This is a genomic window from Nocardia cyriacigeorgica NBRC 100375 (genome assembly GCF_000308555.1).
Taxonomy (GTDB): Bacteria; Actinomycetota; Actinomycetes; order Mycobacteriales; family Mycobacteriaceae; genus Nocardia; species Nocardia cyriacigeorgica.
Genome location: NZ_BAFY01000099.1, coordinates 15,731 through 38,398, shown reverse-complemented (window position 1 = coordinate 38,398; position 22,668 = coordinate 15,731). Strand labels below are relative to the sequence as shown.

The window sequence follows — 22,668 nt, the reverse complement described above, 5'->3', positions numbered from 1 at the left end:
ACCTTCTCGAAATGTGACAAATCGCGTAACTGACCGCTCGCGCGTTCGGGACGAGTGTAGCGGGCGTGCGGGCCGCACCGGCCACTGATACACCCCTCACTCGCTGCCGGTGCTCCCCGCTACCCCGCCACCTGCGAGCACGGCGCGGACAGCGTGTCGGACGGGTCGGAACTCGGCCCGACACGCCGTGCGACTCGCCGAGCGCGCGGTGGATCCTCCGTGCGGCGCCACGACCGCCGGTGTCCGGCTTCGCGGTCGTCCACTGGGCGTGCGTCGTCGCCATCTTTCGAGCGCGCACTCATCACCGCCGTGTCTCACCGCCGTCGTAGTCGCGACCGCGCTCGGTGGCCTCCCGGACCGGCCGGGCGCAGACCCGACGGCACGAACGCAGGGCGTCCGGTGGAACCGTCGACCACGACGTCCCCGGCGGCGCAGGACAGCCGGTGGAGCGGGCCGCCGAGACCGACCGGCTCACCCCCGGTCAGCGACTCCCGCGCAGCATGCGCCCCGCGGCGTCCACGGCCGGCGCCGAACTCCCCGCGTCCGCCACGAACACCGCGAAGGCCAGGTCACCGTCGATGCCGACGAACCAGCCGTGCGCGTTCGAGTTGTCGCCGTATTCGGCGGTGCCGGTCTTGCCGAGCAGCCCGGGGATATCGGCGAGCTGGGTGGCGGTGCCCGCGGTGATCGTTTCGCGCATCATCGTGCGCACCTGTTCGGCCACGCCCGCCGCAAGCGGTTGCGGTGTCCGATCTGCGACGCCTGGCGCACCCGCGACCAGCATCGGCGTGGGTGGGCTCCCGTGCGCGAGCGAGGCCGCGACCAGGGCCATCCCGAACGGCGACGCGGTGACGGTGCCCTGACCGATGCTCGATTCGACCCGTTCGGCGGGGGTGTTCGCGGGCGGCACCGAACCGGTGACGGTGGTGAGGCCCGGCGTGACGTAGTCGATGCCAAGGCCCAGCTGTCCGGCGGTGTCGGTGAGCGCGTTCGGCGGCAAGTTCACCGCCAGCCGGGCCATGGTGGTGTTGCAGGAGCGGGCGAAGGCGGTGTGCAGCGGCACCTCGCCCAGGTCGAAGCTGTCATCGTTGGGGATGCGGCGGCCTTCGATATTCGCCTCGCCCGGGCAGGGCAGCACGGTGTCCGGGGTGACGGCGCCGTCCGCGAGCGCCGCCGAGACCGTCACCGTCTTGAAGGTCGAACCGGGCGGGTACAGCCCGGTCAGCGCGATCGGGCCCTGCGCGTCGGCGGCCTCGTTCTGGGCGACTGCCACCACCTTCCCGGTCGAGGGTTGCACCGCGACGATCGCCGCGGGTTGAGCCAGGGGTGTCAGCGCCTGCTCGGCGGCATGTTGCAGGTCGATGTCGAGGGTGGTGGTGATGTCGGTGGTCGGCTGCGGGTCCTGGCCCGCGATCCGTTCGGTGCCCTGCGGGGTCTGCGCGCGCACGGCCCAGCCCGCGGCCTCGTCGGCGCGCTGCTGCCACAGTTCGTTCAGACCCGACAGTGTCGGCGCGGCCAGCGATTTATCGGTGGTCAGCAGCCGGGTCTGCGGTGCGAGGGTGACGCCGGGGACAGCGGCCAGCGCCTGCTGGATCGGCGCGATATCGCTGGCGCGCAAGCTGATCGGTGTGATCGGTTTGCCTTCGGCGGCCGCCAGATCGGCGTTCAGCGATGCGGCGGTGATGGTGGGCGCGACCGGGGCGAGCACGGCGGCCAGTGCCGCGGTGTCGGCGCCTTGCGCGACGTTGACGAGGGTGACCACCTGCTCGGTCATGAGTTCCCCGCCGCTCGCGTCGAGCACTCGCGCGGGTTCCGGATACACCGGCGCGTAGGTCAGCGGGCCCTTGTCCAGCCCGGGTGCGACCGTCGCCGGATTCCAGTGGATCGCCCAGTCGTCACCGGATTCGGCGGCCGTGCCGGTGGTGGTGTATGTCCACTCGCGCTTGCCGTCCTTGCCGAGCTTCCAGGTCGCGGCGAGGGTGAAGCGGCCTTCCTCGGCGTCGGCGACCCGGAAGACGACCTCCGACCCCAGCCCCTCGTACAGCCCGCGCAGCGCCTCCCCCGCCTGCGCCGGGTTGTCGGTCAGCGCGGCCGCCGCCGGCAGATCATCCCTGTTCAGGGCCTCGACGAACTCGCCCGCCACGGTGTCGGGCTGTTCCGATCCGGACGAACACCCGGCGGCGAGCAATGCGACGGCGGCCAGTACCACGAAGACTTTCCGATCGGTGCGCACTCGCCCGAGGGTAGCGATGCGCATGCGATTCGAACGAGGCTGCGTTCCCCACGGCGTGCCGACGGAGACGTTCCGTACGCCGTGGCCGGAGTGGACGGAACCGGAGGTCGGCTATTTCGAGTATCGGCGGCGATATCACGTAGTGCCCGGTGGACCGCCCGATCGGAGCGCTTACAGCGATGATCGGGCGGTCCGGGCCATCGGATCAGTGCGGAAGTTGGTCTGCATCCCGGTAGCACTTCCACTGGTAATACGTGGGCAGCGTCTTGCAGCGCTCGAGCAACTACTCACGTTCGGATTTCGGCTGCTGTGTGGTCGAGTTGGAATCTGCCGGGACCTGGGGTTGTCCGTTGCTACCCTCGGGCGTTCCCGGATAGGGATTCGGATATTGCTGCGGGTCTGCCGTCGCGGTACCCGCGGCCAGTGCGATCGACACGGTGGCGGTGAACAGTCCGGCTGCGATCGCGCCGGCGGTTTTGTGAATCATGTGACTCCTTCTCGAATCGATACGGAAACACTTGATCAACGCCTGCAACCTATCTGACCAGCGGTTTTCTGGATCGCATTACCGGAGTTCCGGCGTTTTCTCGATGCGCGGCGAGAGCGCCGACGGGCTGACCGGCCGCGCCCCACTCGCGGCGGCCGAGTCGGCGGCCGTGCTCACCCGCGCACGGTCCAGGGGGCGGAAATCACCGCCTTCGCGTCCTCCTCGGTGAGGTCGATATCGAAGACTTCGGTCAGCACTTTGGACAGTTCGCCGAGTTCCACGTCGCGGGTTTCGCTGGTGCCGTCGGGGTATTCGGTGGTCCAGGTGGCTCCGTCGAGGATGTGGTGGGCAGCGGGGTGGAAGCGTTGCACGAAGGGGCGCTGGGTGAACGGCGAACGCGGCGAGGTCGAGACGAAGTGGTTGCCGACTTCGAAATCGATGCGGTATTGCGGGTTCAGGGTGAAGTTGTAGCGGTCGACCCAGCCGTCTCGGGCGAACTGATGCAGTGTCCACAGGTCGCTGCCGAGTTCGCCGGTGCCGTGTTCGAGGCGGAACTTCCATTCACCGAGGGTGAATTCGCCGCCGGAATCGGCGAGTTCATATGGTGCGGCCGGTCCCGCGCCGAATCCGACGTCGACGATCCACACCCGGTCGTCGTCGGTGGTGGTGACGCGCAGCAGCGCATGCGTCGCCGGGCGCAGGCCACCCGAGCCCATCGTCACCCGGCCGCTGAGCCCGGTGACGCCGAATCCGAGTCGTTCCAGCGCCGCGGCGAACAGCCCGACGTTCTCATAGCAGTACCCGCCGCGCCGCCGGCGGACCAGCTTGTCCTGCAACGTTTCCAGATCCAGCGGCACCGGCCTGCCGAGCACCGCCTCGAAGTTCTCGAACGGGATCGAGGTGGTGTGCGCGGCCACCAGCGCCCGCAGTGTCGCGACGGTGGGTGCGCGCTCGCCGTCGAACCCGATCCGGGACAGGTACGCCTCCAGGTCCAGGTCGTCGCCGTTCCAGTGGTAGGCCGGGTCTGCGGGCTTGCTCATCGGTGTCCTCGTTTCCTCGCCGTGTCGTCGTCTCGGACAACCCGATGGGGCGCGAGCATGTTCCGGCGGACCCGGCCCTCAGCACCGAACGGACTGATGTGATTGCCGTCACATTGCAGACCCGGAGGGAACCGGAGGCCAGCGCCTGCGTCCAAGCCGTTGTAGGACAACCACATTCGAGTGAGGATCACATCATGAGGCTTCGGACCGCGAGCGTTCTCGTCGCCGCCGCGATCGCCGGCTTCGGCGTTATCGGCGCCGGATCGGCCCTTGGCACGCCCACCGGCACCGCGCCGGTCGCGCCGGCAGTCGTCCCGGGCGAGGGCTGCCCGCCCCCGCCGCTGGGACCCGACGGCAGGCCGCTGCCACCTCCGATCGGTCCGGACGGTAAGCCGCTGCCACCTCCGATCGGCGCCGACGGCAGGCCGTGCCCGCCGCCGGTCGGCCCGGACGGTCATCCGCCGCGCCCCTCCGCCGACCGCTGAGGTTCGCGCACCCGGCGCACTCGACGTGAACCGCCCGGCCGCGCGAATGAGCTTTTTGACGGAGCCGGGCCTTCAGTACCGTCAGGCGCGGGGCTCAGGTGCGCCATCCGGGTGCAGCGCGTCCAGGATCAGGGTCAGCCCGAACTCGAATTCGTCGGCGTAGGAGTAGTCCCGCCGCAGCGCTTGGTCGGCGATGAGTTCGGTGAGGTGCGGGTATTCCTCGGCCGGCGCGTCGGACAGGATGCCGGTGGCGACCTCGTCGAGTTCGGCGCGGTTACGGAACGGCAGGCTCAGTTCCTGGAGCACGAAACCGTAGAGGTAGCTGTCGATCACCGAAAAGGCGTGGGCGGCCATCGCTGTCGAGAAGCCACCGGCGCGCAGCACGCCGAGCACCGCGTCGTGATGACGCAGGGTGGCGGGCCCCGGATGGCTGCGGGAATCCAGCATGCCGACGGCCCAGCGGTGTCGCCGTAGCGCCGCGCGCGTGGAGTGGGCGCGCTCGCGCATGGCCGACTTCCAGTCCGGACCCGCAGCGGGAAGGTCGATCTCGCCGAAGACCGCGTCGACCATTCCGTCGAGGATGTCGTCGCGACCGGCCACATGGTTGTACAGCGACATCGCCTCCACGCCGAGCCCGGCCGCGACCGCGCGCATCGTGACCCCGGCCGCGCCCTTCTCGTCGGCGAGCCGCATCGCCGCGTCGATCACCCGGCCCCTGCTCAGCGGCGCCCGATCGGCGCGCTTGCGGCGCGTGCCCTGTTCGCCCATCCGTTTCCTCCGCCCTTGACGCACTTACACCGTAAGTCTACCGTGACTTACAACGTAAGTTTCACCGTGACAGGCAGGAGTGCGGACATGAGCTCGGATCGGATTCAGAAGGTGTGCATTGTCGGCGCCTCGGGCAAGCTCGGGCAGTACATGGTTCGCCATGCCCTGGATCGGGGTTACGAGGTCGTCGGTGTCTGCCGGGAGAAAAGCGTGCCGAAGCTGGCCGAATACGCCGATCGCATCACCATCGTCCCCGGACCCACCAACGACCGCGAGGTGATCCGCGAGGCGGTGGCCGGCTGCGACGGCGTGCTGACCGTGCTGGCGCCCTGGGGCATCCAGCAGTACTCCTCCGGTACCGCACAGGCCGTCCTCGATTACGCCGAAGCCGATGCGCGCCTAATCTTTTCCTGTGGCTGGCACGTAGCCCGTGACGACAACGACACCTACACCTGGCAGTTCAAGACCATCGTCCGGATCACCACCTGGCTGGCCCGCCTGGTCCGCGCGGTCGAAATCGACGACCAGGTGGAGGCCGCCCACCGCATCTACGCCAGCGACCGCCGCTGGACCCTGGTCCGCGCCAGCGACCTCGAAGAAGGCGAAAGCCAGGGCCTCCCCGTCTGGAGCCCCCACGTCGGCGACCCCATCCTCGCCACCAACCGCACCCGCCGCACCGACTTCGCCCTCTTCATGATCGAAGCCCTCACCGACAACACCCTCATCCACCAGGCCCCCGCCATCGTCGGCCGCCTCTCCCCCAGCGTCCTCGCCGCCAGGTGAAAGCCACCGAGATACGAATTTAGACCCTATAGACTCTAGACCCTACAGGCGGTACTCTGGAGCAGGTGGCTTGGACCATCCGACTCACCAAGCAGGTCTTCGACTGGATTGAAAGCCTGGACGAAGAAACATACGACCACTACGAGGCCGCACGCCAGGAGCTGGAGGAGCGCGGGCCAGGAGTCGGCCGGCCATGGGTCGACACCCTCCGGGCCTCCCGACACTCGAACATGAAAGAACTCCGCATCCCGGGATCACACGCCAGAATCATCTTCGCCTTCGACCCACAGCGTTCGGCGATCTTCCTCATAGCCGGAGACAAAACCAACAAGTGGAAAGAGTGGTACGAAAAGAACATACCGATCGCAGATCGGATATACGACGAACATCTAGAAGGGTTGGGCTGATGGAGCTGTACACGAGCGACCAGACGCGGCATCCGCGCGGTGGCTACGATCAGTCCCGTATAGCAGCGGTCCGCCACGAAATGCGGACGATCGAGCGCGCGTACCGTCTCGCCGAGCTACGGGAAGCGCAGCAGTTGAATCAAACCGATCTCGGCAAGCAGATCGGCGTCGGCCAGCGCACCGTGTCCAAGATCGAGAACGGCGGGATCGAGCACTCGAAGATCGAGACCATCCGCAAGTACGTCGAGGGACTAGGTGGCTCCTTCGAGGTCATAGCGCGATTCGGCGACCAGTCCTACCGCATCGCCTAGCACACGACGCTCGCCCCAGAGGCGTCGACCCCGCACCCATAGGGCGCGACGAGCGGTACATGCGGCTGGTGGCACGCCGGTGCGGCCTGCCTCATGTACCACTCGTCGCCGCCTGAGCGGGGGTTACTTGGGGAGGGTGAGGCCGGTGCGGGTTCGGGTGAGGAAGGCGTCCCAGGTGGAGGGGGTGAAGATGAGGGCTGGGCCGGTGGGGTTTTTGGAGTCTCGGACGGCGACGTGGGCGGTGAGGTGGGCTACTTCGACGCATTCGCCACCGTTGCCACTGCGCGTGGATTTGAACCATCGAGCGCCCGAAAGATCGACGTTCACGCCTTGTACTCCCTCGCGATCTGCCTGAGTAAACGTTTACTGTCCGGCACGGACAACGCTACTCGCTTGAATGCCTCGTGTGCTCGGCGATATTCGTGGACCGTCCGCGGGCGGTCGTAGTAGATGCTCGAGCTCAGCTGTTCGAGGTGGACCACCGACGGTTCGCTCGCCAGGTCGAGAATGACGAATGAGTTCACCTGGTTTGGATGGGGACACGGAGCGCCGATCGGAACCACTCGGAATTCGACGTTGGCGGGTACGTCTGCGAGCGCCTTGAGCTGCTGCGCCATCACCGCCCGGCTACTCACGATCCTTCGCAGCACTGCCTCCTCGACAAGAACGTCGTACGGCAACGGGCTCCTGGTGCGATGGAGCACGCGCTGGCGCTTGGCTCGGATGCGAACCTGATCCTCGGTCTCCTCGGGAGGGCTGTCTGCCAACTTACCGAGGGCGCGCGTGTAGTCCGGGACTTGCAGTAGTCCGGGAACCAGTCCGCACTGATACTGGGTTACCTTCATCGCGTTCGCCTCGAGGCTCAGATACGGCGCGAAGTTTTCATTGAGCACTTCGGCGTACTGATGCCACCACCCTTGATCCGGCTCCCCCGCTTGCTCCGCCAGCTTCACCAACCCTGCCAGCTTCTCCTCCGCATTACACAGCTCACAGATCCCCTCCAGATCACTGATCCGGATCGTGTTCGCCGTCCCGGTCTCCAATCTCTGCACCGTCGTCGCTCCTCGCCCGAGCAGCCGGGCGAGATGTTCGATGGAAAGCCCCGCGCCCTGGCGGATTTCCCGTAGCTGCCGGCCGAGCTGCCTGCGCGGGATGTTGGTCGGCACCGGCTTGGTGGTCATCGTTCGCCTTCCCCCTCGTGGATGGATTCGCGGTCGATTCGTGGATGGGATTCGGCGCCGCTACGGAGTGCCCTCTGGGGAAGCCGGTGAACTCATCTCAGCATCCCTCGAAAACTGGAACCCGCTGGCAGAGCCGTGTTTTCCTGGCGCCGGTCACCAGGGCCGGGCCAGCTGTTCCGGGGGATGTGCCCCCTGCGAAAGCCCCGGAACAGACATCTGCACGATGCCGTGGAGCGCGGGTTGCGGATGGCGATTGCCCCTCGCCCCGGCCCTGGTGGCACCCAACGAATCGTGAGGATGATGTGGACGACGATACACCGGTCGCGCTGGGGCTCATCCGGTTTCGGGACGAGACGCCGGGCTGCTCACGCTGGGACGAAACGCGGATGCGCCGGCTGGCTGTTCGGCTCGGTTACCGCCTGCACGAGCCGCTGCTGGTGTTCGGGCCCGAACCCGCGTTCTGGGAATCCGACACCGCCGACGCGATTCGCCGCTACCGCGCCGAAGCGCTGTTCGTGCCCTCGCTCGTTCATCTCGATTACGCGTTCCGCGCGCTCGAGCAACTCGTCGATGTGATCACGCTGGATCCGTTCCACGTCTATGCCCGCTGGCCGCTGAAGAAACTGGAGAGCTTCGAATGATCACCGAATCCATGCTGGAACCGCTGCTCGGCCACGCCCGCCTGCCCGTCATGGACGTGACCACCGCCCACCTGGTGATGCAGAAGCACCGGCATTGCCTGACCACCAACTGCCCGATCCGGCATCAGGCGAAAATCCGTCTGGTGCAGGCGAAGCGGATGGTCCCGGCGGACTGGCCGCACATGTAGGCGCCGCGACACCCGCGATCCGGCGGCTGTCGGCTCGGCACCGAGGCTGTCCCGCTCAGCCCGCGTACGGCATGACCGGCGGTTCCGCACCGAGACGTGGCGCCGACAGCGACGACTGGACCGTCACGTTCAATGCCATCGCGGTGTTCTGTGCGTACGCGGCCGGGTCGACGCCGGGCATCAGCATCTGCCCGCAGCTCGACCGGCCGACTCGATCCACCACCGCCGGTCCCTCATGGGTGAACGCGTCGATCGCCAGCTGAAAGGCCGTGTTGTCGTAGGCCATGCCGAAATGCTCGACCAGCCTGCCCGGGCACAGATCCTGCACTGCCACATTGGCCACGTTCGGTCCGGCGGCGAGGTAGGACGAGGTGTGCGGCACCACGATTTCGTCCAAGGTGGTGGCGACCACCGTGTAGTCGATCTGCGCGAAGGTCTCGGGCTGTCGGTTGAGGGCGGTGAGAAAATTCGAGCCTGCCGTCTGCTGCCACCTGGCCGCCGAGCATTCCTTGGTGCTGCGGCAATCCTGGATCGGATTGCGGGAACCGTGATTCGACGAGGAGAACCCCACGTAGTCGTCGACCAGGTCGCGGGTGTGCGGCCAGAAGGCGAATGCCCAGCGCGCCACCATCCCGCCCTGGCTGTGGCCGAGGATCGAGATCGGCCGGCCCGCGCGCTCGGCCAGGATACCGATCGCGCGGGCGACGTATTCACCGTTGATCTGGATATCGCCGTTGGCGTTGCCGGGTGATTGCAGATCGCAGTGCGCCCAGCCCTGTGCGTCGAGGTAGCGATCCCAGTTCCAGGACCAGTTGGCCTCGGCAGAGGAGGTGGTTCCGTGCAACAGCAGCAGCGGGGTCGGTCCGGTGCGGGGATCGCCGGTGCAGGTCAAGGCCTCCTCGACGGTCTGCACCGATGGTCTCGGCTCGGGAGCGGCCGCGGAGACGCCGGTCCCGGAAGCCATCAGGCAGACGGCGGCGGCGGCCAAGAAAACGCGGCGGATGGTGGTCGGCCTCATCGTCGAGGATCCTTCGTGTCGATCGGGTGGTTCAGCGATTCAGGACACCGGAATCGGTGATCGCGGCAGCGATCAGGTCGGCGACACCGCGGTGGCCTTCCAACGTCGGGTGATACGGGAGCAGAGTCTGGTCGGCGATGACCGGATCGAACCAGCGCACCGCCGGATCGGCGCACATGCCCGCGGGCGGTGACGCTGCGACGGTGTCGATGTAGATCGCGCCGTGCGCGGCGGCTTCGCGGGCGACGACGGTGTTGAGGCGGGCGAACTTCGACTGGATGTAGGGCGCGTCGGCGTCACGCAGGCCCAGCATCGCCGCGCAACTGGACTCGCCCAGGTAGGTCGGCCAGCCGTCGACGAAGATCGTCGCATTCGGTGCGCGGCGGGAGATCTCGTCCAGGGCAGTGGCGTATGCGGGGGCGATGGCGTCGATCTCGGCGTTCCATGCCGGGTCCGCGGCCGCGGCACAGCCGCCGGTCGCGATACCGGCGTGGCAGCCGCCGAGGATGTGCCTGGTCATGTTGGCGTCATTGGCGCCGATGTGCAGGGTCACGATCCGGGTGTTCGGGCCGAGCGCCTCCATCTGCGGCGCGACACCGGGAGCCTGCGAGCGCAGCAGATCCGGGATCTTGGCGCTGCTGCACGTCCGATCGTCCAGTTCGAGGCCGAGTCGCCGCGCCACCAGCGTCGGCGCGTTCGAGTTCGACCGGACGCACGTCAATGGCGCTGTCGAGTCGATGTCCACTACACCCGCCGTCGCCGCGCCGGAGTCACCGAGCGCCACGTACTCCGCTCCGGCGGACGGCCCGGGAACCGCATGCACAGCCGTCGACGGCACTGCCAGCATCGATAACGCGAGCACAGCGGCGAGTCGGGTGCGAGTGCGGGGCATCGGATGTCCTAGGTGTTCGAGCCGTGGTGGCGGGGCCTTGCACCTGGTGCCACCTTTGAGACCACGTCGTCTCAATAGGGCCGAATCCTAGCGAGACCGTTCTGCTCGCGTGAGCACTTTCGCGCGCAGTGCCCGAGCGCGGGGCATGATTTCTTGCCGCTGCCGGGAGCTGCTATCAGCGGCGCAGTACGCCTTGTTCGCGGGTCGCGGGTCGCCCGCACGCCGCTCCGCCGCACCAAGCGGGTCCCCGAGGCCCTGCCTCCGGCCGTCTCATCTACTGGCGGAACCGCAGGCAGCTGGCGACGAAGTCGCGCACGGCCGGGGCATCGGTCGCGGGATCCCAGGCGACGGCCACCTGAGTCGGCGCGATTCCCGTCACCGGGCGGTACACCACCCCCGGCCGCTGGAAGTAGCGCCCCGCCGATTCCGGAGCGAGCGCGACCCCGTAACCATTGGCGATCGCGCTCAGCCATTCATCGGTGTGCTCGGTGACGGCGCCGATGCGCACCGGATGCCCGTGGCGTTCGTCGACAGCGAGCCAGTAATCGCGCCACCGGCCGGTCGAATCGGGGGCGGCGATGAACGGCTCGTCCCATAGTTGCGGGAAGTCGATGGTCTCCGCGTCGGCGAGCCGATGGGTGCTGGGCAGCATCACCCCGCGCGGTTCGGTCAGCAGCACTTCGACGCCCCAGGCCTGCTGGCCGGGGAACGGCACCCGCAGCAGCGCGACGTCCACCTCACCGTCGGCCAGCCCCGCGGTGGGATCCCACCAGGGGCTCTGCCGCATCTCCACCCGCCAGCCGGGCCGCAGCTCACCGAACGCGGCGATGATGTCGGTGGTTGCCTCGTTCGCCGCGCTGGCCAGAAATCCCACGCGCAGCACGCGATCCTGTTCGGCCGCAGCGGTTTTGACCTCGGCCACAGCTCGCTGCCAATCCGTCAACAGCGCCGGCACCGAGCGGGCCAGGGCCTTGCCCGGCTCGGTGAGTGCCATGCCGGCGCGCGAACGCACGAACAGTGTCACGCCGAGGAGCTCTTCCAGGCGGCGGATCTGTTTGGTGAGCGAGGGCTGCGACACGTACAGCCGTTCGGCCGCGCGGGTGAGGTTGCCCTCGTCGGCGACCGCCGCGAAGTAGCGGAGCAGCCTGGTGTCGACATCCATGCCATCAGGTTATGGATGCAGGTATTGGACGGCCAACACCGGTGGCGGCGAGGGTGGAGGCAGATCCCAACGCAGGAAGAAAGGCGACCGATGTTCGCGCTGTACGTGCTCTCGACCGTGCTCACCGCGCTGCTGTGCGCGGGCGGGGCGTGGATGAACTTCACTCGTCATCCGGTCACGGTGGCGGCGGCCGAGCAGGTGCAGGTTCCGCTGTCGTGGACGCGGCCGATCGGGCTGATGTTCGCGGCCGGCGGGCTGGGTGTGCTGGCCGGATTCGCGCTGCCCGTTGTCGGTGTCGCCGCGGCCGCCGGGCTCGTCTTCCATTTCGTCGGCGCGATCATCGCCCACCTGAGAGTCCACGATCGCGATCTCGGGAAAGCGGGCGGGGCCCTCACGCTGATGGCGCTGAATCTCGCCGTGACCTTGGCTTATCACCTCGGGTGAGCACCGCGGCGGGGCCGGCTATCACCGCGACGGGGCCGGGTGGCTCGGTCCTCGAACTTCGGGCCGATGAGTTGCACGCCCACCGGCAGTCGCGCCTACCGCCCCGCGTAGAGCCGGACATCCGATCGTCACCGAGCCCACCGTAGGCTCCACCCATGGCTCTCAGCGCAACCCTGTACACCTTCACCATCCAGCTGGCCGACGTCGACCGCGGCGTCTACCAGGACCTGGAGCTGCGGGTCGCGCGCCACCCGTCCGAGACCGCCGAGTACATGCTCACCCGCATCCTCGCCTACTGCCTCGAATACGACGACGGCATCACCTTCAGCGACGGCGGCGTCTCCGCCACCGACGAACCTCCCGTCCTCATCCGCGACCTCACCGGCCGCCTCACCACCTGGATCGACGTCGGCGCCCCCGACGCCGACCGCATCCACCGCGCCGCCAAACTCGCCGACCGGGTAGCCATCTACACCCACCGCGACCCCGCCAAAGTCCTGGCCGCCCTCACCGGCAAACGCATCCACCACGCCGAATCCATCCCCCTGCACAGCTTCGCCCGCCCCTTCATCGACTCCGCCGCCACCACCCTCGACCGCCGCACCACCGCCACCGTCTCGATCACCGAACGCCAGCTCTACCTGGAGCTCAACGGAACCGGATTCACCACCGAAATCGGCGAGCACTCACTCGCGTAGATTCCGCGCCCTGTTTCCCCCGCATCGGGAGCGGGCCACTGCCCAACTGCCCGCGCGTAATGGTGGCGCGACGATCGCCCGATCACCAGCCGCATGAGCCGCGCGGATCTGCCCTTCTCGTCGAATGTCGGGTCGATCTCCCGCGCGACGGCGTCGTAGGCGTGGCAGGTGCCCTGGGCCGCTGCATGGTGTCATTTACGACGGGCGCGGGCGCATCCACTTCCCACCACGCACCGCACCCCTCACCCCAGCTCGGCGAACTGGGGCACGACCGGGGCCATACCGTCGATCCACTTGGCCGGGGAGCCGGTGAGGGGGATAGCCATGACGGCGTCGATGCCGAGGGCGGCGTATTCGGCCATGGTGCGGACGAATTCGTCGCGGGTGTCGGGGGTGGCGTAGGTGCGGTCGGCCATGACGGTCTTGCGGATCGTGTCGTAGTCACGGCCGAGGGTGTCGCAGTGTTTGCGCAGGACGTCGAGTTTGTGGGCTACCTCGGCGGGTGAGGTGGCGAAGAGGTTGCAGGCGTCGCCGTACTGGGCGACCAGGCGCAGGGTTTTGCGTTCGCCGCCGCCGCCGATGAGGACGGTGGGGTGGTGCAGTGGTTGTGGGGCGCAGAGGGTTTCGGCGAGCTGGTAGTGCTTGCCCGTGAAGGGGCCGTTGTTGGTCGGGTCCCACATCTGGGCGCAGATCTGCAATGCCTCCTCGAGACGTTCGAAGCGTTCGGAGATGGCGGGGAACGGGACACCGAGGCCCTCGTGTTCGCGGTCGAACCACGCCGCACCGAGGCCGAGGGCGGCGCGGCCGCCGGAGAGCACGTCGAGGGTGGTGACGATCTTGGCCAGCAGGCCGGGATGACGGTAGGTGACGCCGGTGACCAGCAGGCCGAGTTCGACGGTCGAGGTGTGCGCGGCGAGGTAGCCGAGCGTGGTGTACCCCTCGAGCATGTTCGCCTCGGCGGGCAGGCCGGTCGGCGGGATCTGGAAGTAATGGTCCATGAACGACAGCCAGGTCGCGCCGGACTCCTCCACGGCCGCGCCGACCCTGGCCAATTCACCGGCGATCGCGCCGGGACCGCCGTCGATGTCGAAGTTCGGGATGTGAAAGCCGAGGTCCATACGATGATCTCCTCAGTGGGGCAGCGTGTGCGACCCAGGCTATGAGCTGGAGTGCACTCCAAGTCAAGCGCTGGCGCTCAGAGCGCGAGCCCACCGGCGAACGGCATCGCCCGCCACTGATCGATGGCCGGTTTCATGACCTCCACCAGCATCGGAAGTTGCGGCGCGAGCCCGAGATAGGCGACCACCCGCAGCATCCCGACGGCGTTGACGAACTTCATGACCTCGCTGTTCAACGGCCGCAGGCCGTTTCGCCGCGCACCACGGTCATAGGCGGCTTCCAGCCCGGGTCCGAGCGCGGCCAGATCCCATTCGACCGGTCCGAGCGTGACCAGTTCGAAGTCGGAGAAGAGGGCGCCGTCCACGCCGGGGAAGATGTTCGCGGGTGGCGAATCGCCGTGGATGGGTTGCAGATCGATCCCGGGAAACGCGTCCTCGAACGCCGAACGGGAGCGCACGAGCGGTTCCAGCACCTGCCATTCGCGGCGAGCACGCGCGAGATCGCCGGCCTCGATCAGATCAGGCCGCTCGCCCAGCCCGGCGAGGCTTTCGGTGACGAACCGCGGTTCGGCCGCCGACAGGAACGACAACTGTCCCGGATAGGCGCGCAACGCGACATGCAGCTCGGCGACGCGTTCGCAGTTCGCCGCGTAGTCGGGTTCGGCGTCCGGATTCTCGGCCAGATACTGCCAGAACGTCATCGAGAACCCTTCGCGCCGTACGGGTTCGCGCGGTACGAGCGGGCTCGGCGCGATCACGGGTGTGCCATGGCCGACGAGCCACGAGGTGACGTCGAGTTCGCTGCGTTGGCGGTGCGCCAGCGCGTCGAGTCCGCCGATCCCGGGCACCACGGTCGGAATCCGCGCCACCACGGGCGCGGGCGCGAGATGGACGACCACCGAGAACAGATCGTGCAGCACCCGCGCGTCGGTCACCGTCAGACCGAGCTCACGGGCAGCTGCGACAGCGGCGTCGACTGCCGCGGCGGTGCGCTGGGCGAGCTCGTGTTGGCTCAGGAAATCGGACACCGGGCCGATCTTGCCACGCCGGACGGGCACAGCATGGAAGCCTCGGCAATCCGGCGGCCGATCACGGCGAGCACGCCGGGACCGTCCATCGTGCCTGCCGGCGCGCCCGACGGCCCCGCGGCGAGCTACCCGCCGTAGGACGTCGCGCTCCTGCCGAGTTCCGGGCGGACGCGAACGCGGTCTCGAGTGCACCGATGAATTTCGGGCGGTCCCGTCGTCGATACCTCTGGTACACCGGCAGCGGTGGGCCGGACCAGAAGCACTCGATCCGAACAGTGATTCGGCAATGTCAGTGGGAGGCGCGATGAGCGGTATCAGAGTGTTGGTGGCAGGTGCGAGCATCGCGGGACCCGCGCTGGCCCACTGGCTGTACCGGCGGGGCGCGGTGGTGACCGTGGTGGAACGGGCACCCGAACTGCGTCCCGGCGGCCAGGCCGTGGACGCGCGCGGCGTGACCAAGGAAGTCATCCGGCGGATGGGGCTGGACCCGGCGGTCCGCGCAGCCTGCACCCAGACCATCGGCGCACATACCGTGGACGCGGACGGGAACGTGCTGGAGACCTTCCGCGTGGACGACGACGGCGGCGACGGATTCATCGCCGAGATCGAGATCCTGCGCGGCGACCTGTCGCAGGTGCTCTACGACGACACCCGCGACCATGTCGAATACATCTTCGGTGACCGGATCGCCGAGCTGTCCCAGGACGCCGACGGAGTCGACGTGGTCTTCGACAGCGGTGGCCGGAGGCGTTTCGAGCTGGTGATCGGATGCGACGGACTGCATTCCGCGCTGCGCACCATGGTTTTCGGGCCGCACGAGCAGTTCGTCCGCCACCTCGGGCATGTGCTGGCCTTCTTCAGCGTGCCCAACGAGTTCGGGCTCGACCGGTGGCTGATCGAATACCAGGAGGCCGGACGGTCGGCCGGGCTGCGGCCGATCCAGGACGCCACCCGGGCGATGGCCATGTTCTCCTTCCCCGCGGATGACGCCGAGGTCGACTACCGCGATATCGAGGCCCAGAAGCGGCTGCTGCGCGAGCGGATGGACGGCCTGGGCTGGCTGACCCCGCGCATCCTCGCGCATCTGGACGACACCCCGGACTTCTATCTCGACCAGGTGGCCCAGGTCGTGATGGATCGCTGGTCGCGCGGGCGGGTAGGGCTGCTCGGCGACGCGGCCTACAGCTCCTCCCCGATGTCGGGCCAAGGTACCGGGCTGGCACTGGTCGGCGCCTACGTGCTGGCGGGCGAGCTGGCCGGCGCCGAATGGAATCCGGAGCTCGGTTTCGCCCGCTACCAGGCACGGATGCACTCGTTCGTCGAGGCCAATCACGAAATCGCCCGATTGAACGCCCGCAGCCGCGACGTTCCCGGGCCCGATACCGAGCCGCTCCCCGATTTCACCGGAGCGTGGTTCGCCGAGCTGGTCGAGCGCGCGCTCAACGGCGTCGAACTGCCCGACTACGCGGGGCTGCCGGATTCCGGAGTCCTGACCGGATCGCCGGCCGAGCCAGGTGTTGCCCAGCGCGCCGAACAGACGGATGCGGTGGCCGGTCACGCCGGATAAGCCCGCAGGCCGCCAGGCCCCGAGCCCGCTACTATTCGCATATGCGTTCGATTACCGCCGCGCAGCGGCGCGCACGGCTCGGGGTTCGGCATCGGCTGGCCTACCCACAGCGAAGCGCTGACGTCGCGGATATCGCGCGGTCGCTGGTGGTGCTGCACGCGACCGACCCCGCGACGGTGTTCCTGTCGGTGGCCGCGCGCGGCGCCGGGATCACACCCGCCGATATCGAGCAGGCACTGTACGAGCAGCGATCGCTGCTGCGCATGCTGGCGATGCGGCGCACGATGTTCGTCGCGCCGGTGGAGCTGGTGCCCGTATTGCAGGCCGCCTGCGCGGACGCACTGGCCGATAAGCAGCGCCGCACTTACGGAAAGTTCTTGGAGCAGGCCGGAATCGGCGACGGCGATGTGCGGTCGTGGTGGGCCGAGGTCGAGGAGCAGACCCACCAGGCGCTGCTCGCCCGCGGTGCCGCGACGGGTGCGCAACTGAGCAAGGATGTGCCGCTGCTGCGTACGCAGGTGAATACCGCACCGGACAAGGCGTATTCGCGTCCCACCAATATCACCACCTGGGTGCTGGTGACGCTCGGCGCCGAGGGCCGCATCGTGCGCGGACGGCCGAACGGCAGCTGGTCGAGTAGCCAGTACACCTGGTCGCCGATCGAATCGTGGTTGCCCGGCGGCGTGCCCGTCATCCCGGCCGACGACGCCCGCGACGAACTGGTCCGGCAGTGGTTGCACGCGTTCGGGCCCGCCCCGGTCGGCGATATCAAATGGTGGACCGGCTGGACACTGGGCGAGGTGCGCACAACCCTGGCCCGCCTCGACATCACCGAAGTCGAACTGGACGAGGGCACCGGCGTCATCCTCACCGACGACCTCGACCCGGTGCCCGAACCGCAACCGTGGGCCGCCCTGCTGCCCGCCCTCGACCCCACACCGATGGGCTGGCAGTCCCGCGCCTGGTATCTCGGCGACCATGCCGCGGCCCTGTTCGATCGCAACGGCAATATCGGGCCGACCATCTGGTGCGACGGCCGCATCGTCGGCGGCTGGGCGCAACGCAAGGACGGCGAGATCGCGCTGCGGCTGCTGGAGGACGTCGGGTCCGACGCCGTGGCGATGATCGAGTCGGAAGCCGAACGGATCGGCGCCTGGTTCGGCGATGTCCGCCCGGTCCCGCGCTTCCGCACCCCGCTGGAAAAAGAGCTGACCGCCTGAACTGATCACCGGCCGACCCTGGGGCTGGAGGGTCACTACTGTCGTGCACATGGATGCTCGCCCGTACCAGGGAAACCGACCGCACCGAACTGCGTGAGCTGTTCGGCCGCGCGGGAGCGGGCTCGCCGACCGAAAGCCTGTGGGGGCACCTCGATTCCGAGGCCGCGGTGTACCTCGACCCCTACATGGACCTGGAGCCCGAGTCGCTGTTCGTCGCCGAGCACGAGGGCCGCCTGATCGGCTATCTCACCGGATGCGTCGACACCGCGGCATTTCCCGCCGAAAGCGAACGGATGGAGCAGGCGTTTCGCCGCTACCGCTCGATCTTCGCGTCCCGCTCGGCCCTGTTCTTCGCCCGCGCCACCCTCGACACGCTGACGGCGAAGCTGCGGCGCGCTCCCACCGCGGCGGACTTCACCGATCCCCGCTGGCCTGCGCACCTGCACATCAACATCGCCCCCGAAGGCCGGGGCACCGGCGCCGCCGACGCGATGATGCGGTTGTGGTTCACCCGCCTGCGTTCGGTCGACTCCCCCGGCTGCCATCTACAGACGCTGGTCGAGAACACCCGGGCGGCGAAGTTCTTCGAACGCATGGGATTCCGTGCGCACGGCCCGCAGCCGCTGGTGCCGGGTGTGCGGTTCCGGGGCGCGCGGGTGCATCAGCTGACGATGGTGCGGGAGTTCTGAGCCGGTTCACCGACCTCAAGGATCCTTCGGCACACGGCGGCGGTCGGCTCGGCGATGGTGTCGATGGCACGCAGGTGTGGCGTCGCGGCGAGGTCGTTGACCACGGTGAAGGCGGCTTGGATCCGGATGCGGGTCTCGTCGGCGCCCCATTCCGGGTGGATCTGACGCAGCAGCTGAGCCCATTCGGCGATGTATTCGCGTTGCACCTGCCGGGTGCGGCGACGATCGTCGTCGGGTAGCCGATCGGTTTCCGAGATCAGCAAGCGCATCAGATCGTTGTATTCGAAGACGAACTCGCAGTAGCTCGTGATCAGCAGCCGCACGGCGTCGATGGCGCTGTGAGCGCGGCCGAGCTGGCGGATCATATCGGCGCGCAGTAGTTCGTTGCCGCGGCGCATGGCCGTGGCCAGAATGTCGGCCTTGCTGTCGAAATGGTTGTAGATGCTCGGGCCCGCGATGCCGACGGCGGCGCCGATATCGTCATTGCCGACGCCGGCGAATCCGTGCCGGGCGAACAGCCTGGTGGCCGTCCGCAGGATCGCTTCCCGTCGATTCGGTGCCCACTGCGGCGTCGTCTCAACCGTTCGGTTCGGCCTGGGCAGCGCCGTGATGGGCACTTCGGCGACCGCGCGGCTGATCCCGGCGATCAATCCGACGAAGCGCTCTTTCGGCAGCTCGAGGTGATAGTAGGAGGCGCTGGTCGTGACGCCCAGCACGCACCACGACAGGTAGTCGGCCTCCGCGGGACCGAGCCCGGGGCGGGCGCGCCGCAGGATCTGGGCCAGCCGAGCGCCGATGCCGCGCAACTGATGGCGCAGCTCGGTGCGCGCCTCGGCGCTCAGGTGCCTGGCTTCGGCATGCCAGAGCACGCCGACGCCGCGGTGCTCGAGCATGGTTTCGGCCAGCACCAGCACGACGGCCGGATCAGCGCCCGGATCGGCCAGCAGGCCGTCGAGCGCGGCGTCCACCGTCGTGAGCGCGTCGGCGACCACGGCATACAGCAGATCGTGCTTGCCCGTGAAGTGGCGATACAACGCCGAGGGTCCGATCGCCACCGCGTCGGCGACATCGCGCATCGACACACCGACGTAGCCGTGCCGGAAGTACAGATCGGCGGCCGCGGCGATGATCAGGCCGCGCCGGTTGGCCGGACGGGTACCGCGAGCCGGCCGGGATACCGCCGTGGGTTCGGCTCGGCTCGCGGTCACTGTCTGCTCCTCCTGCATCGTCCGGGCAAGGGTACTGCGAGCGGGCGGCCGGCTCGGCCATCACCTCGCCGGGGCCGCCACCGCGGCGGGATCAGACGTTGAACCCGCCACCACAGAGGAGGGTCTGGCCGCTGATGTAATCGGATTCCGGGGTGCACAGCAGATACACCGCGCCGGCCGCCTCCGCCGGTGTGCCCGCCCGGCCCAGCGGGATCGACCGTTCCATCGCCGCCAGCAGATCGGGATTGACGCCCACCTTCAGCTCCCGGCCCTGCACGTCGATGGTGGCACTGCCGTCGGCCGGCGCCTCGGTGAGCCGGGTCTTGATGAGCCCGAACGCGACCGCGTTGACGGTGACGTTGTAGCGGCCCCATTCCTTCGACAGGGTCTTGGTCAGGCCGAGCACGCCGGCCTTGGCGGCGGAGTAATTCGACTGTCCCGCATTGCCTCCGGTGCCCGCCATCGACGAAATATTGACCACCTTGCGGCACGGCACCGCCTCGCCCGCTTCCTTGGCCTGCTTCACCAGTCCAGCGATCACCGGCTGCGCGGCCCGCAGGATGCGGAACGGCGCCTTGAGGTGCACGTCGAGGATGGCGTCCCACTGTTCATCGGTCATCTTCTGGATCACCGAATCCCAGGTGTAGCCGGCATTGTTGACGATGATGTCGAGGCCGCCGTAGGTGTCGACGGCGGCGGAGACGAACCGCTGCGCGAAGTCCTCATCGGTGACGCTGCCCGGCACCGCCACCGCCTGACCGCCCGCGGCCTCGATGGCGGCGACGGTCTCCTTCGCCGGTTCGGCATCGAGATCGTTGACGACCACCCGCGCCCCCTGCGCGGCGAACTTCAGCGCGATCTCGCGACCGATGCCGCGGCCGGAGCCGGAGACGATGGCGACCTTGTTGTCCAGATTTCCCATGGTGAATGTCCTTGTGTGCGAAGTGTCAGAGGGCGATGACGGCGGTGCCGGTGAGTGTGACGGTGCCGTCGGGCAGCGTGATCGCGAGGTCGAGCTGCGCGCGGGACTCACCGTCGACGTCTTCGATCGCGGCGACGGTGGCGGTCGCGGTGGGTTCGGCACCGACCGGAGTGATCGCGCCGAAGCGCACGCCGAACGACCGGATGCGTTCGGGCCCAACCCAATCGGTGAGGATGCGGCCGAGGTAGGCCATCGACAGCATGCCATGGGCGAAGACGTCGTCGAGGCCGGCTGACCGCGCGACGTCGATATCGATGTGCATCGGATTGTGGTCGCCGGAGGCGCCGGCGAACAATGCGAGGGTGGTGCGGGTGATGCGCCCGACCGCCAGCGGAGGCAGTTCGGTGCCGACGGCGATCGCGGTGGTTGGCAGGCTCATGCGGGGGCTCCCGGATTGCGGATGACGATCACCGAGGTCAGTTCGGCGACGGCGGTGCCGTCGGCGCGCGTGACGTCGGTCTGTTTCACCACGAACTCGAGCGCACCGCCCTTCTTGCTGTAGACGTCGGTGATACGCGGCCGGGCGGTCAGCGTGTCACCGGCATAGGCCACCGAGTGGTAGTCGAACCGCTGCTCACCGTGCAGCACTGTGCGCAGGTCGATGCCCAGTTGCGCCAACCACGCGAACGGGTCGGGATTTTCCAGTTCGATCGAGAACAGGAAGGTCGGCGGTACCGGAAGCGCCTCGTGGCCTGCGGCTTTCGCCGCGGCATCGTCGGTGAAAACCGGGTTGGTCTCGCCGATGGCCTTGGCGAAGAATCGCAGTCGCCCGGCGTCGACGGTGAGCGTCGACAGCGGTAACTCGGTGCCGATGACGGCGGGATCGAGTGGCATACCTCAGCCCACTTTCTGGTACAGGGTGACGACGGCGGCGCCGCCGAGTCCGATGTTGTGTTGCAGGCCGACCCGCACATCCTCGACCTGACGCTGCTCGGCCTGACCCCGCAGCTGCCAGACCAGTTCCGCGCACTGCGCCAGCCCGGTAGCGCCCAGCGGGTGCCCCTTCGACAGCAGCCCGCCCGAAGGGTTGGTGACGACCCGGCCACCGTAGGTGTTGTCCCCGTCGGCGATGAACTTCTCGGCCGTCCCCTCCGGGGTGAGCCCGAGCGCTTCATAGCTGAGCAGTTCGTTGGTGGTGAAACAGTCGTGCAGCTCGACCACCCGGATGTCCTCCGGCCCGATACCCGCGCGCTCGTACACCTGTTGTGCGGCGGAGCGGGCCATATCGGCGCCGACGATGTTCATCATCGAGCCGCTGTCGAAGGTCGCGGGACCGTCGGTGGTCATCGCTTGCGCGGCGATCGCGACGTCGCGGCGCAGCCCGTGCTTGCGCGCGTACTCCTCGCTGACCAGCACAGCCGCTGCCGCTCCACAGGTCGGCGGGCAACACTGCAACCGGGTGAGCGGACCGTAGATCTGCGGCGCGGCCAGCACCTGCTCGACGGCCACCGGGTCGCGGAACACCGCGTACGGGTTGTTGGCCGCGTGCTTGCGGGCCTTCACCGCGATCTGGGCGAACACTGCCGGGTCCATCCCGTACTTGTCGGCGTATTCGCGGCCGGCGCCGCCGAAATACTGCGCCGCGAACGGCGCGTCGCTGCCGCCCTGTAGGCGGTCGACGACCGCGCCGAAGCTGTCGAACGGGCTCGGCCGATCGGTGTAGGACATGGTCAGCGCGCCGCGCTGCATCTGCTCGAAACCGACCGCGAGCACCACGTCCGCGACGCCGTGTTCGATGGCCTGGCGGGCCAGGAACAGCGCCGACGAACCGGTGGAGCAGTTGTTGTTGACGTTGACCACCGGGATGCCGGTGACACCGACCCGGTACAGGGCGGCCTGACCGGAGGTGGAATCTCCGTAGACGTAGCCCGCGTACGCCTGCTGAATCGCGGTGTAGTCGACGCCGGCGTCGGCGAGGGCCGCGCGGACCGCGCGTTCACCCATCACGTCGTAGGTCTGGCTCGTGCGCGGGGTGGTGAACGGAATCATCCCGACACCGGCGACGAGAGTGGTCACTCCCATAGCAACTCTCCAATCAGCTATCAGAAATTCACTTAAATAGTTGCACCTGCCTCTCATGTGTTGTCAATACCGATTTGCCCCGCCAATGACGCGCAC

Annotated in this window: 27 protein-coding genes; 11 read left to right on the top strand and 16 right to left on the bottom strand. The window is 68.2% G+C overall.

The features are described 5' to 3' along the window. Window positions 1–481 precede the first annotated feature (481 nt). From RJ05_RS09335 to RJ05_RS09325, 3 genes are all read right to left on the bottom strand, one after another. A complete protein-coding gene (locus tag RJ05_RS09335) occupies window positions 482–2,257 on the bottom strand; it encodes a penicillin-binding transpeptidase domain-containing protein (RefSeq protein WP_051016381.1) in 1,776 nt (591 codons plus the stop codon). Between the two features lie 259 nt (window positions 2,258–2,516). Beyond that, the gene (locus RJ05_RS09330; RefSeq protein ID WP_036535663.1) at window positions 2,517–2,720 is read right to left on the bottom strand and encodes a hypothetical protein; all 204 of its coding nucleotides are present in this window, start codon (window positions 2,718–2,720) and stop codon (window positions 2,517–2,519) included. A gap of 173 nt (window positions 2,721–2,893) precedes the next feature. Continuing rightward, window positions 2,894–3,760 (bottom strand): arylamine N-acetyltransferase family protein, encoded by an 867-nt coding sequence (locus RJ05_RS09325; RefSeq protein ID WP_036535661.1) that lies wholly within the window; start codon window positions 3,758–3,760, stop codon window positions 2,894–2,896. Window positions 3,761–3,954: 194 nt separating this feature from the next. Between RJ05_RS09325 and RJ05_RS09320 the strand changes: the two genes are divergently transcribed. Continuing rightward, complete coding sequence (locus tag RJ05_RS09320; protein WP_036535658.1) at window positions 3,955–4,245, top strand: hypothetical protein; 291 nt, start codon at window positions 3,955–3,957, stop codon at window positions 4,243–4,245. A gap of 81 nt (window positions 4,246–4,326) precedes the next feature. Here RJ05_RS09320 and RJ05_RS09315 read toward each other — a convergent pair whose 3' ends face one another. Continuing rightward, window positions 4,327–5,013 (bottom strand): TetR/AcrR family transcriptional regulator, encoded by a 687-nt coding sequence (locus tag RJ05_RS09315; protein WP_036535656.1) that lies wholly within the window; start codon window positions 5,011–5,013, stop codon window positions 4,327–4,329. Window positions 5,014–5,100: 87 nt separating this feature from the next. Here RJ05_RS09315 and RJ05_RS09310 point away from each other — a divergent pair, with 87 nt between their 5' ends. From RJ05_RS09310 to RJ05_RS09300, 3 genes are all read left to right on the top strand, one after another. After that, complete coding sequence (locus tag RJ05_RS09310) at window positions 5,101–5,796, top strand: NAD(P)-dependent oxidoreductase (protein WP_036535653.1); 696 nt, start codon at window positions 5,101–5,103, stop codon at window positions 5,794–5,796. A 65-nt stretch (window positions 5,797–5,861) separates the two neighbouring features. Then, the gene (locus RJ05_RS09305) at window positions 5,862–6,203 is read left to right on the top strand and encodes a type II toxin-antitoxin system RelE/ParE family toxin (protein ID WP_036535651.1); all 342 of its coding nucleotides are present in this window, start codon (window positions 5,862–5,864) and stop codon (window positions 6,201–6,203) included. After that, the gene (locus RJ05_RS09300; protein ID WP_051016380.1) at window positions 6,203–6,514 is read left to right on the top strand and encodes a helix-turn-helix domain-containing protein; all 312 of its coding nucleotides are present in this window, start codon (window positions 6,203–6,205) and stop codon (window positions 6,512–6,514) included. The genes RJ05_RS09305 and RJ05_RS09300 overlap by 1 nt, the downstream gene beginning before the upstream one ends. A 123-nt stretch (window positions 6,515–6,637) precedes the next feature. On the opposite strand, the gene RJ05_RS09295 is transcribed toward RJ05_RS09300, so the two are convergent. Together RJ05_RS09295 and RJ05_RS09290 are read right to left on the bottom strand one after the other, a co-directional pair. Next, window positions 6,638–6,841 carry a DUF397 domain-containing protein gene (locus RJ05_RS09295; protein WP_036535648.1) on the bottom strand — a complete coding sequence of 68 codons (204 nt, stop codon included), beginning with the start codon at window positions 6,839–6,841 and terminating at the stop codon, window positions 6,638–6,640. Further along, a complete protein-coding gene (locus tag RJ05_RS09290) occupies window positions 6,838–7,695 on the bottom strand; it encodes a helix-turn-helix domain-containing protein (RefSeq protein WP_036535647.1) in 858 nt (285 codons plus the stop codon). The genes RJ05_RS09295 and RJ05_RS09290 overlap by 4 nt, the downstream gene beginning before the upstream one ends. A 302-nt stretch (window positions 7,696–7,997) precedes the next feature. Here RJ05_RS09290 and RJ05_RS09285 point away from each other — a divergent pair, with 302 nt between their 5' ends. Both RJ05_RS09285 and RJ05_RS09280 read left to right on the top strand, forming a co-directional pair. Further along, window positions 7,998–8,336, top strand: a complete 339-nt coding sequence (locus tag RJ05_RS09285; protein ID WP_036535644.1) for a hypothetical protein — start codon at window positions 7,998–8,000, stop codon at window positions 8,334–8,336. Then, on the top strand, window positions 8,333–8,524 hold the full coding sequence (locus tag RJ05_RS09280) for a hypothetical protein (protein WP_036535642.1): 192 nt from the start codon (window positions 8,333–8,335) through the stop codon (window positions 8,522–8,524). Before RJ05_RS09285 ends, RJ05_RS09280 begins: the two co-directional genes overlap by 4 nt. 55 nt (window positions 8,525–8,579) lie before the next feature. Here the strand turns inward: RJ05_RS09280 and RJ05_RS09275 are convergent, their stop codons facing one another. The 3 genes from RJ05_RS09275 to RJ05_RS09265 all read right to left on the bottom strand — a co-directional run bounded on the left by RJ05_RS09275 (window position 8,580) and on the right by RJ05_RS09265 (window position 11,596). Then, window positions 8,580–9,542, bottom strand: a complete 963-nt coding sequence (locus RJ05_RS09275; protein ID WP_036535640.1) for an esterase/lipase family protein — start codon at window positions 9,540–9,542, stop codon at window positions 8,580–8,582. A gap of 31 nt (window positions 9,543–9,573) precedes the next feature. Then, on the bottom strand, window positions 9,574–10,434 hold the full coding sequence (locus tag RJ05_RS09270) for an SGNH/GDSL hydrolase family protein (RefSeq protein ID WP_036535638.1): 861 nt from the start codon (window positions 10,432–10,434) through the stop codon (window positions 9,574–9,576). 274 nt (window positions 10,435–10,708) lie between these two features. Next, window positions 10,709–11,596 carry a LysR family transcriptional regulator gene (locus RJ05_RS09265; RefSeq protein WP_036535636.1) on the bottom strand — a complete coding sequence of 296 codons (888 nt, stop codon included), beginning with the start codon at window positions 11,594–11,596 and terminating at the stop codon, window positions 10,709–10,711. 90 nt (window positions 11,597–11,686) lie between these two features. On the opposite strand from RJ05_RS09265, the gene RJ05_RS09260 reads away from it, so the two are divergent. Continuing rightward, window positions 11,687–12,040 (top strand): DoxX family protein, encoded by a 354-nt coding sequence (locus tag RJ05_RS09260; protein ID WP_036535634.1) that lies wholly within the window; start codon window positions 11,687–11,689, stop codon window positions 12,038–12,040. A gap of 155 nt (window positions 12,041–12,195) precedes the next feature. Further along, window positions 12,196–12,738, top strand: a complete 543-nt coding sequence (locus RJ05_RS09255; RefSeq protein WP_036535632.1) for a YaeQ family protein — start codon at window positions 12,196–12,198, stop codon at window positions 12,736–12,738. A gap of 242 nt (window positions 12,739–12,980) precedes the next feature. On the opposite strand, the gene RJ05_RS09250 is transcribed toward RJ05_RS09255, so the two are convergent. Together RJ05_RS09250 and RJ05_RS09245 are read right to left on the bottom strand one after the other, a co-directional pair. Then, window positions 12,981–13,856 (bottom strand): LLM class F420-dependent oxidoreductase, encoded by an 876-nt coding sequence (locus tag RJ05_RS09250; RefSeq protein ID WP_036535630.1) that lies wholly within the window; start codon window positions 13,854–13,856, stop codon window positions 12,981–12,983. Between the two features lie 77 nt (window positions 13,857–13,933). After that, a complete protein-coding gene (locus RJ05_RS09245) occupies window positions 13,934–14,884 on the bottom strand; it encodes a phosphotransferase (protein WP_036535721.1) in 951 nt (316 codons plus the stop codon). A 304-nt stretch (window positions 14,885–15,188) separates the two neighbouring features. Between RJ05_RS09245 and RJ05_RS09240 the strand changes: the two genes are divergently transcribed. The 3 genes from RJ05_RS09240 to RJ05_RS09230 are packed head-to-tail and all read left to right on the top strand — an operon-like array spanning window position 15,189 to window position 18,360. After that, window positions 15,189–16,451, top strand: a complete 1,263-nt coding sequence (locus RJ05_RS09240; RefSeq protein ID WP_081597247.1) for an FAD-dependent monooxygenase — start codon at window positions 15,189–15,191, stop codon at window positions 16,449–16,451. Between the two features lie 41 nt (window positions 16,452–16,492). Continuing rightward, window positions 16,493–17,671 carry a winged helix DNA-binding domain-containing protein gene (locus RJ05_RS09235; RefSeq protein ID WP_036535627.1) on the top strand — a complete coding sequence of 393 codons (1,179 nt, stop codon included), beginning with the start codon at window positions 16,493–16,495 and terminating at the stop codon, window positions 17,669–17,671. A 53-nt stretch (window positions 17,672–17,724) separates the two neighbouring features. Beyond that, window positions 17,725–18,360: a GNAT family N-acetyltransferase gene (locus tag RJ05_RS09230; protein WP_036535624.1), complete on the top strand. Its 636-nt coding sequence runs from the start codon at window positions 17,725–17,727 to the stop codon at window positions 18,358–18,360. On the opposite strand, the gene RJ05_RS09225 is transcribed toward RJ05_RS09230, so the two are convergent. From RJ05_RS09225 to RJ05_RS09205, 5 genes are all read right to left on the bottom strand, one after another. After that, on the bottom strand, window positions 18,333–19,568 hold the full coding sequence (locus tag RJ05_RS09225) for a TetR/AcrR family transcriptional regulator (RefSeq protein ID WP_036535620.1): 1,236 nt from the start codon (window positions 19,566–19,568) through the stop codon (window positions 18,333–18,335). The two genes, RJ05_RS09230 and RJ05_RS09225, sit on opposite strands and share 28 nt — an antisense overlap. A gap of 91 nt (window positions 19,569–19,659) precedes the next feature. Continuing rightward, window positions 19,660–20,490 carry an SDR family NAD(P)-dependent oxidoreductase gene (locus RJ05_RS09220; RefSeq protein WP_036535617.1) on the bottom strand — a complete coding sequence of 277 codons (831 nt, stop codon included), beginning with the start codon at window positions 20,488–20,490 and terminating at the stop codon, window positions 19,660–19,662. A gap of 25 nt (window positions 20,491–20,515) precedes the next feature. Further along, window positions 20,516–20,929 (bottom strand): MaoC/PaaZ C-terminal domain-containing protein, encoded by a 414-nt coding sequence (locus tag RJ05_RS09215; protein WP_036535614.1) that lies wholly within the window; start codon window positions 20,927–20,929, stop codon window positions 20,516–20,518. Next, entirely contained in the window at window positions 20,926–21,384 is a 459-nt protein-coding gene (locus RJ05_RS09210; RefSeq protein ID WP_036535612.1) for a MaoC family dehydratase N-terminal domain-containing protein, read from the bottom strand. Before RJ05_RS09210 ends, RJ05_RS09215 begins: the two co-directional genes overlap by 4 nt. Before the next feature lie 3 nt (window positions 21,385–21,387). After that, window positions 21,388–22,572, bottom strand: coding sequence for a lipid-transfer protein (locus RJ05_RS09205; protein WP_036535609.1), 1,185 nt, complete (start codon window positions 22,570–22,572; stop codon window positions 21,388–21,390). Window positions 22,573–22,668: the final 96 nt, after the last annotated feature.

Bases quoted from the DNA above. Each gene is read 5' to 3' on its own strand.
- RJ05_RS09335 (WP_051016381.1), bottom strand. From the start codon at position 2,257: ATGCGCATCGCTACCCTCGGGCGAGTGCGCACCGATCGGAAAGTCTTC.
- RJ05_RS09330 (WP_036535663.1), bottom strand. From the start codon at position 2,720: ATGATTCACAAAACCGCCGGCGCGATCGCAGCCGGACTGTTCACCGCC.
- RJ05_RS09325 (WP_036535661.1), bottom strand. From the start codon at position 3,760: ATGAGCAAGCCCGCAGACCCGGCCTACCACTGGAACGGCGACGACCTG.
- RJ05_RS09320 (WP_036535658.1), top strand. From the start codon at position 3,955: ATGAGGCTTCGGACCGCGAGCGTTCTCGTCGCCGCCGCGATCGCCGGC.
- RJ05_RS09315 (WP_036535656.1), bottom strand. From the start codon at position 5,013: ATGGGCGAACAGGGCACGCGCCGCAAGCGCGCCGATCGGGCGCCGCTG.
- RJ05_RS09310 (WP_036535653.1), top strand. From the start codon at position 5,101: ATGAGCTCGGATCGGATTCAGAAGGTGTGCATTGTCGGCGCCTCGGGC.
- RJ05_RS09300 (WP_051016380.1), top strand. From the start codon at position 6,203: ATGGAGCTGTACACGAGCGACCAGACGCGGCATCCGCGCGGTGGCTAC.
- RJ05_RS09290 (WP_036535647.1), bottom strand. From the start codon at position 7,695: ATGACCACCAAGCCGGTGCCGACCAACATCCCGCGCAGGCAGCTCGGC.
- RJ05_RS09280 (WP_036535642.1), top strand. From the start codon at position 8,333: ATGATCACCGAATCCATGCTGGAACCGCTGCTCGGCCACGCCCGCCTG.
- RJ05_RS09275 (WP_036535640.1), bottom strand. From the start codon at position 9,542: ATGAGGCCGACCACCATCCGCCGCGTTTTCTTGGCCGCCGCCGCCGTC.
- RJ05_RS09270 (WP_036535638.1), bottom strand. From the start codon at position 10,434: ATGCCCCGCACTCGCACCCGACTCGCCGCTGTGCTCGCGTTATCGATG.
- RJ05_RS09265 (WP_036535636.1), bottom strand. From the start codon at position 11,596: ATGGATGTCGACACCAGGCTGCTCCGCTACTTCGCGGCGGTCGCCGAC.
- RJ05_RS09260 (WP_036535634.1), top strand. From the start codon at position 11,687: ATGTTCGCGCTGTACGTGCTCTCGACCGTGCTCACCGCGCTGCTGTGC.
- RJ05_RS09255 (WP_036535632.1), top strand. From the start codon at position 12,196: ATGGCTCTCAGCGCAACCCTGTACACCTTCACCATCCAGCTGGCCGAC.
- RJ05_RS09250 (WP_036535630.1), bottom strand. From the start codon at position 13,856: ATGGACCTCGGCTTTCACATCCCGAACTTCGACATCGACGGCGGTCCC.
- RJ05_RS09240 (WP_081597247.1), top strand. From the start codon at position 15,189: ATGAGCGGTATCAGAGTGTTGGTGGCAGGTGCGAGCATCGCGGGACCC.
- RJ05_RS09235 (WP_036535627.1), top strand. From the start codon at position 16,493: ATGCGTTCGATTACCGCCGCGCAGCGGCGCGCACGGCTCGGGGTTCGG.
- RJ05_RS09230 (WP_036535624.1), top strand. From the start codon at position 17,725: ATGCTCGCCCGTACCAGGGAAACCGACCGCACCGAACTGCGTGAGCTG.
- RJ05_RS09220 (WP_036535617.1), bottom strand. From the start codon at position 20,490: ATGGGAAATCTGGACAACAAGGTCGCCATCGTCTCCGGCTCCGGCCGC.
- RJ05_RS09215 (WP_036535614.1), bottom strand. From the start codon at position 20,929: ATGAGCCTGCCAACCACCGCGATCGCCGTCGGCACCGAACTGCCTCCG.
- RJ05_RS09210 (WP_036535612.1), bottom strand. From the start codon at position 21,384: ATGCCACTCGATCCCGCCGTCATCGGCACCGAGTTACCGCTGTCGACG.
- RJ05_RS09205 (WP_036535609.1), bottom strand. From the start codon at position 22,572: ATGGGAGTGACCACTCTCGTCGCCGGTGTCGGGATGATTCCGTTCACC.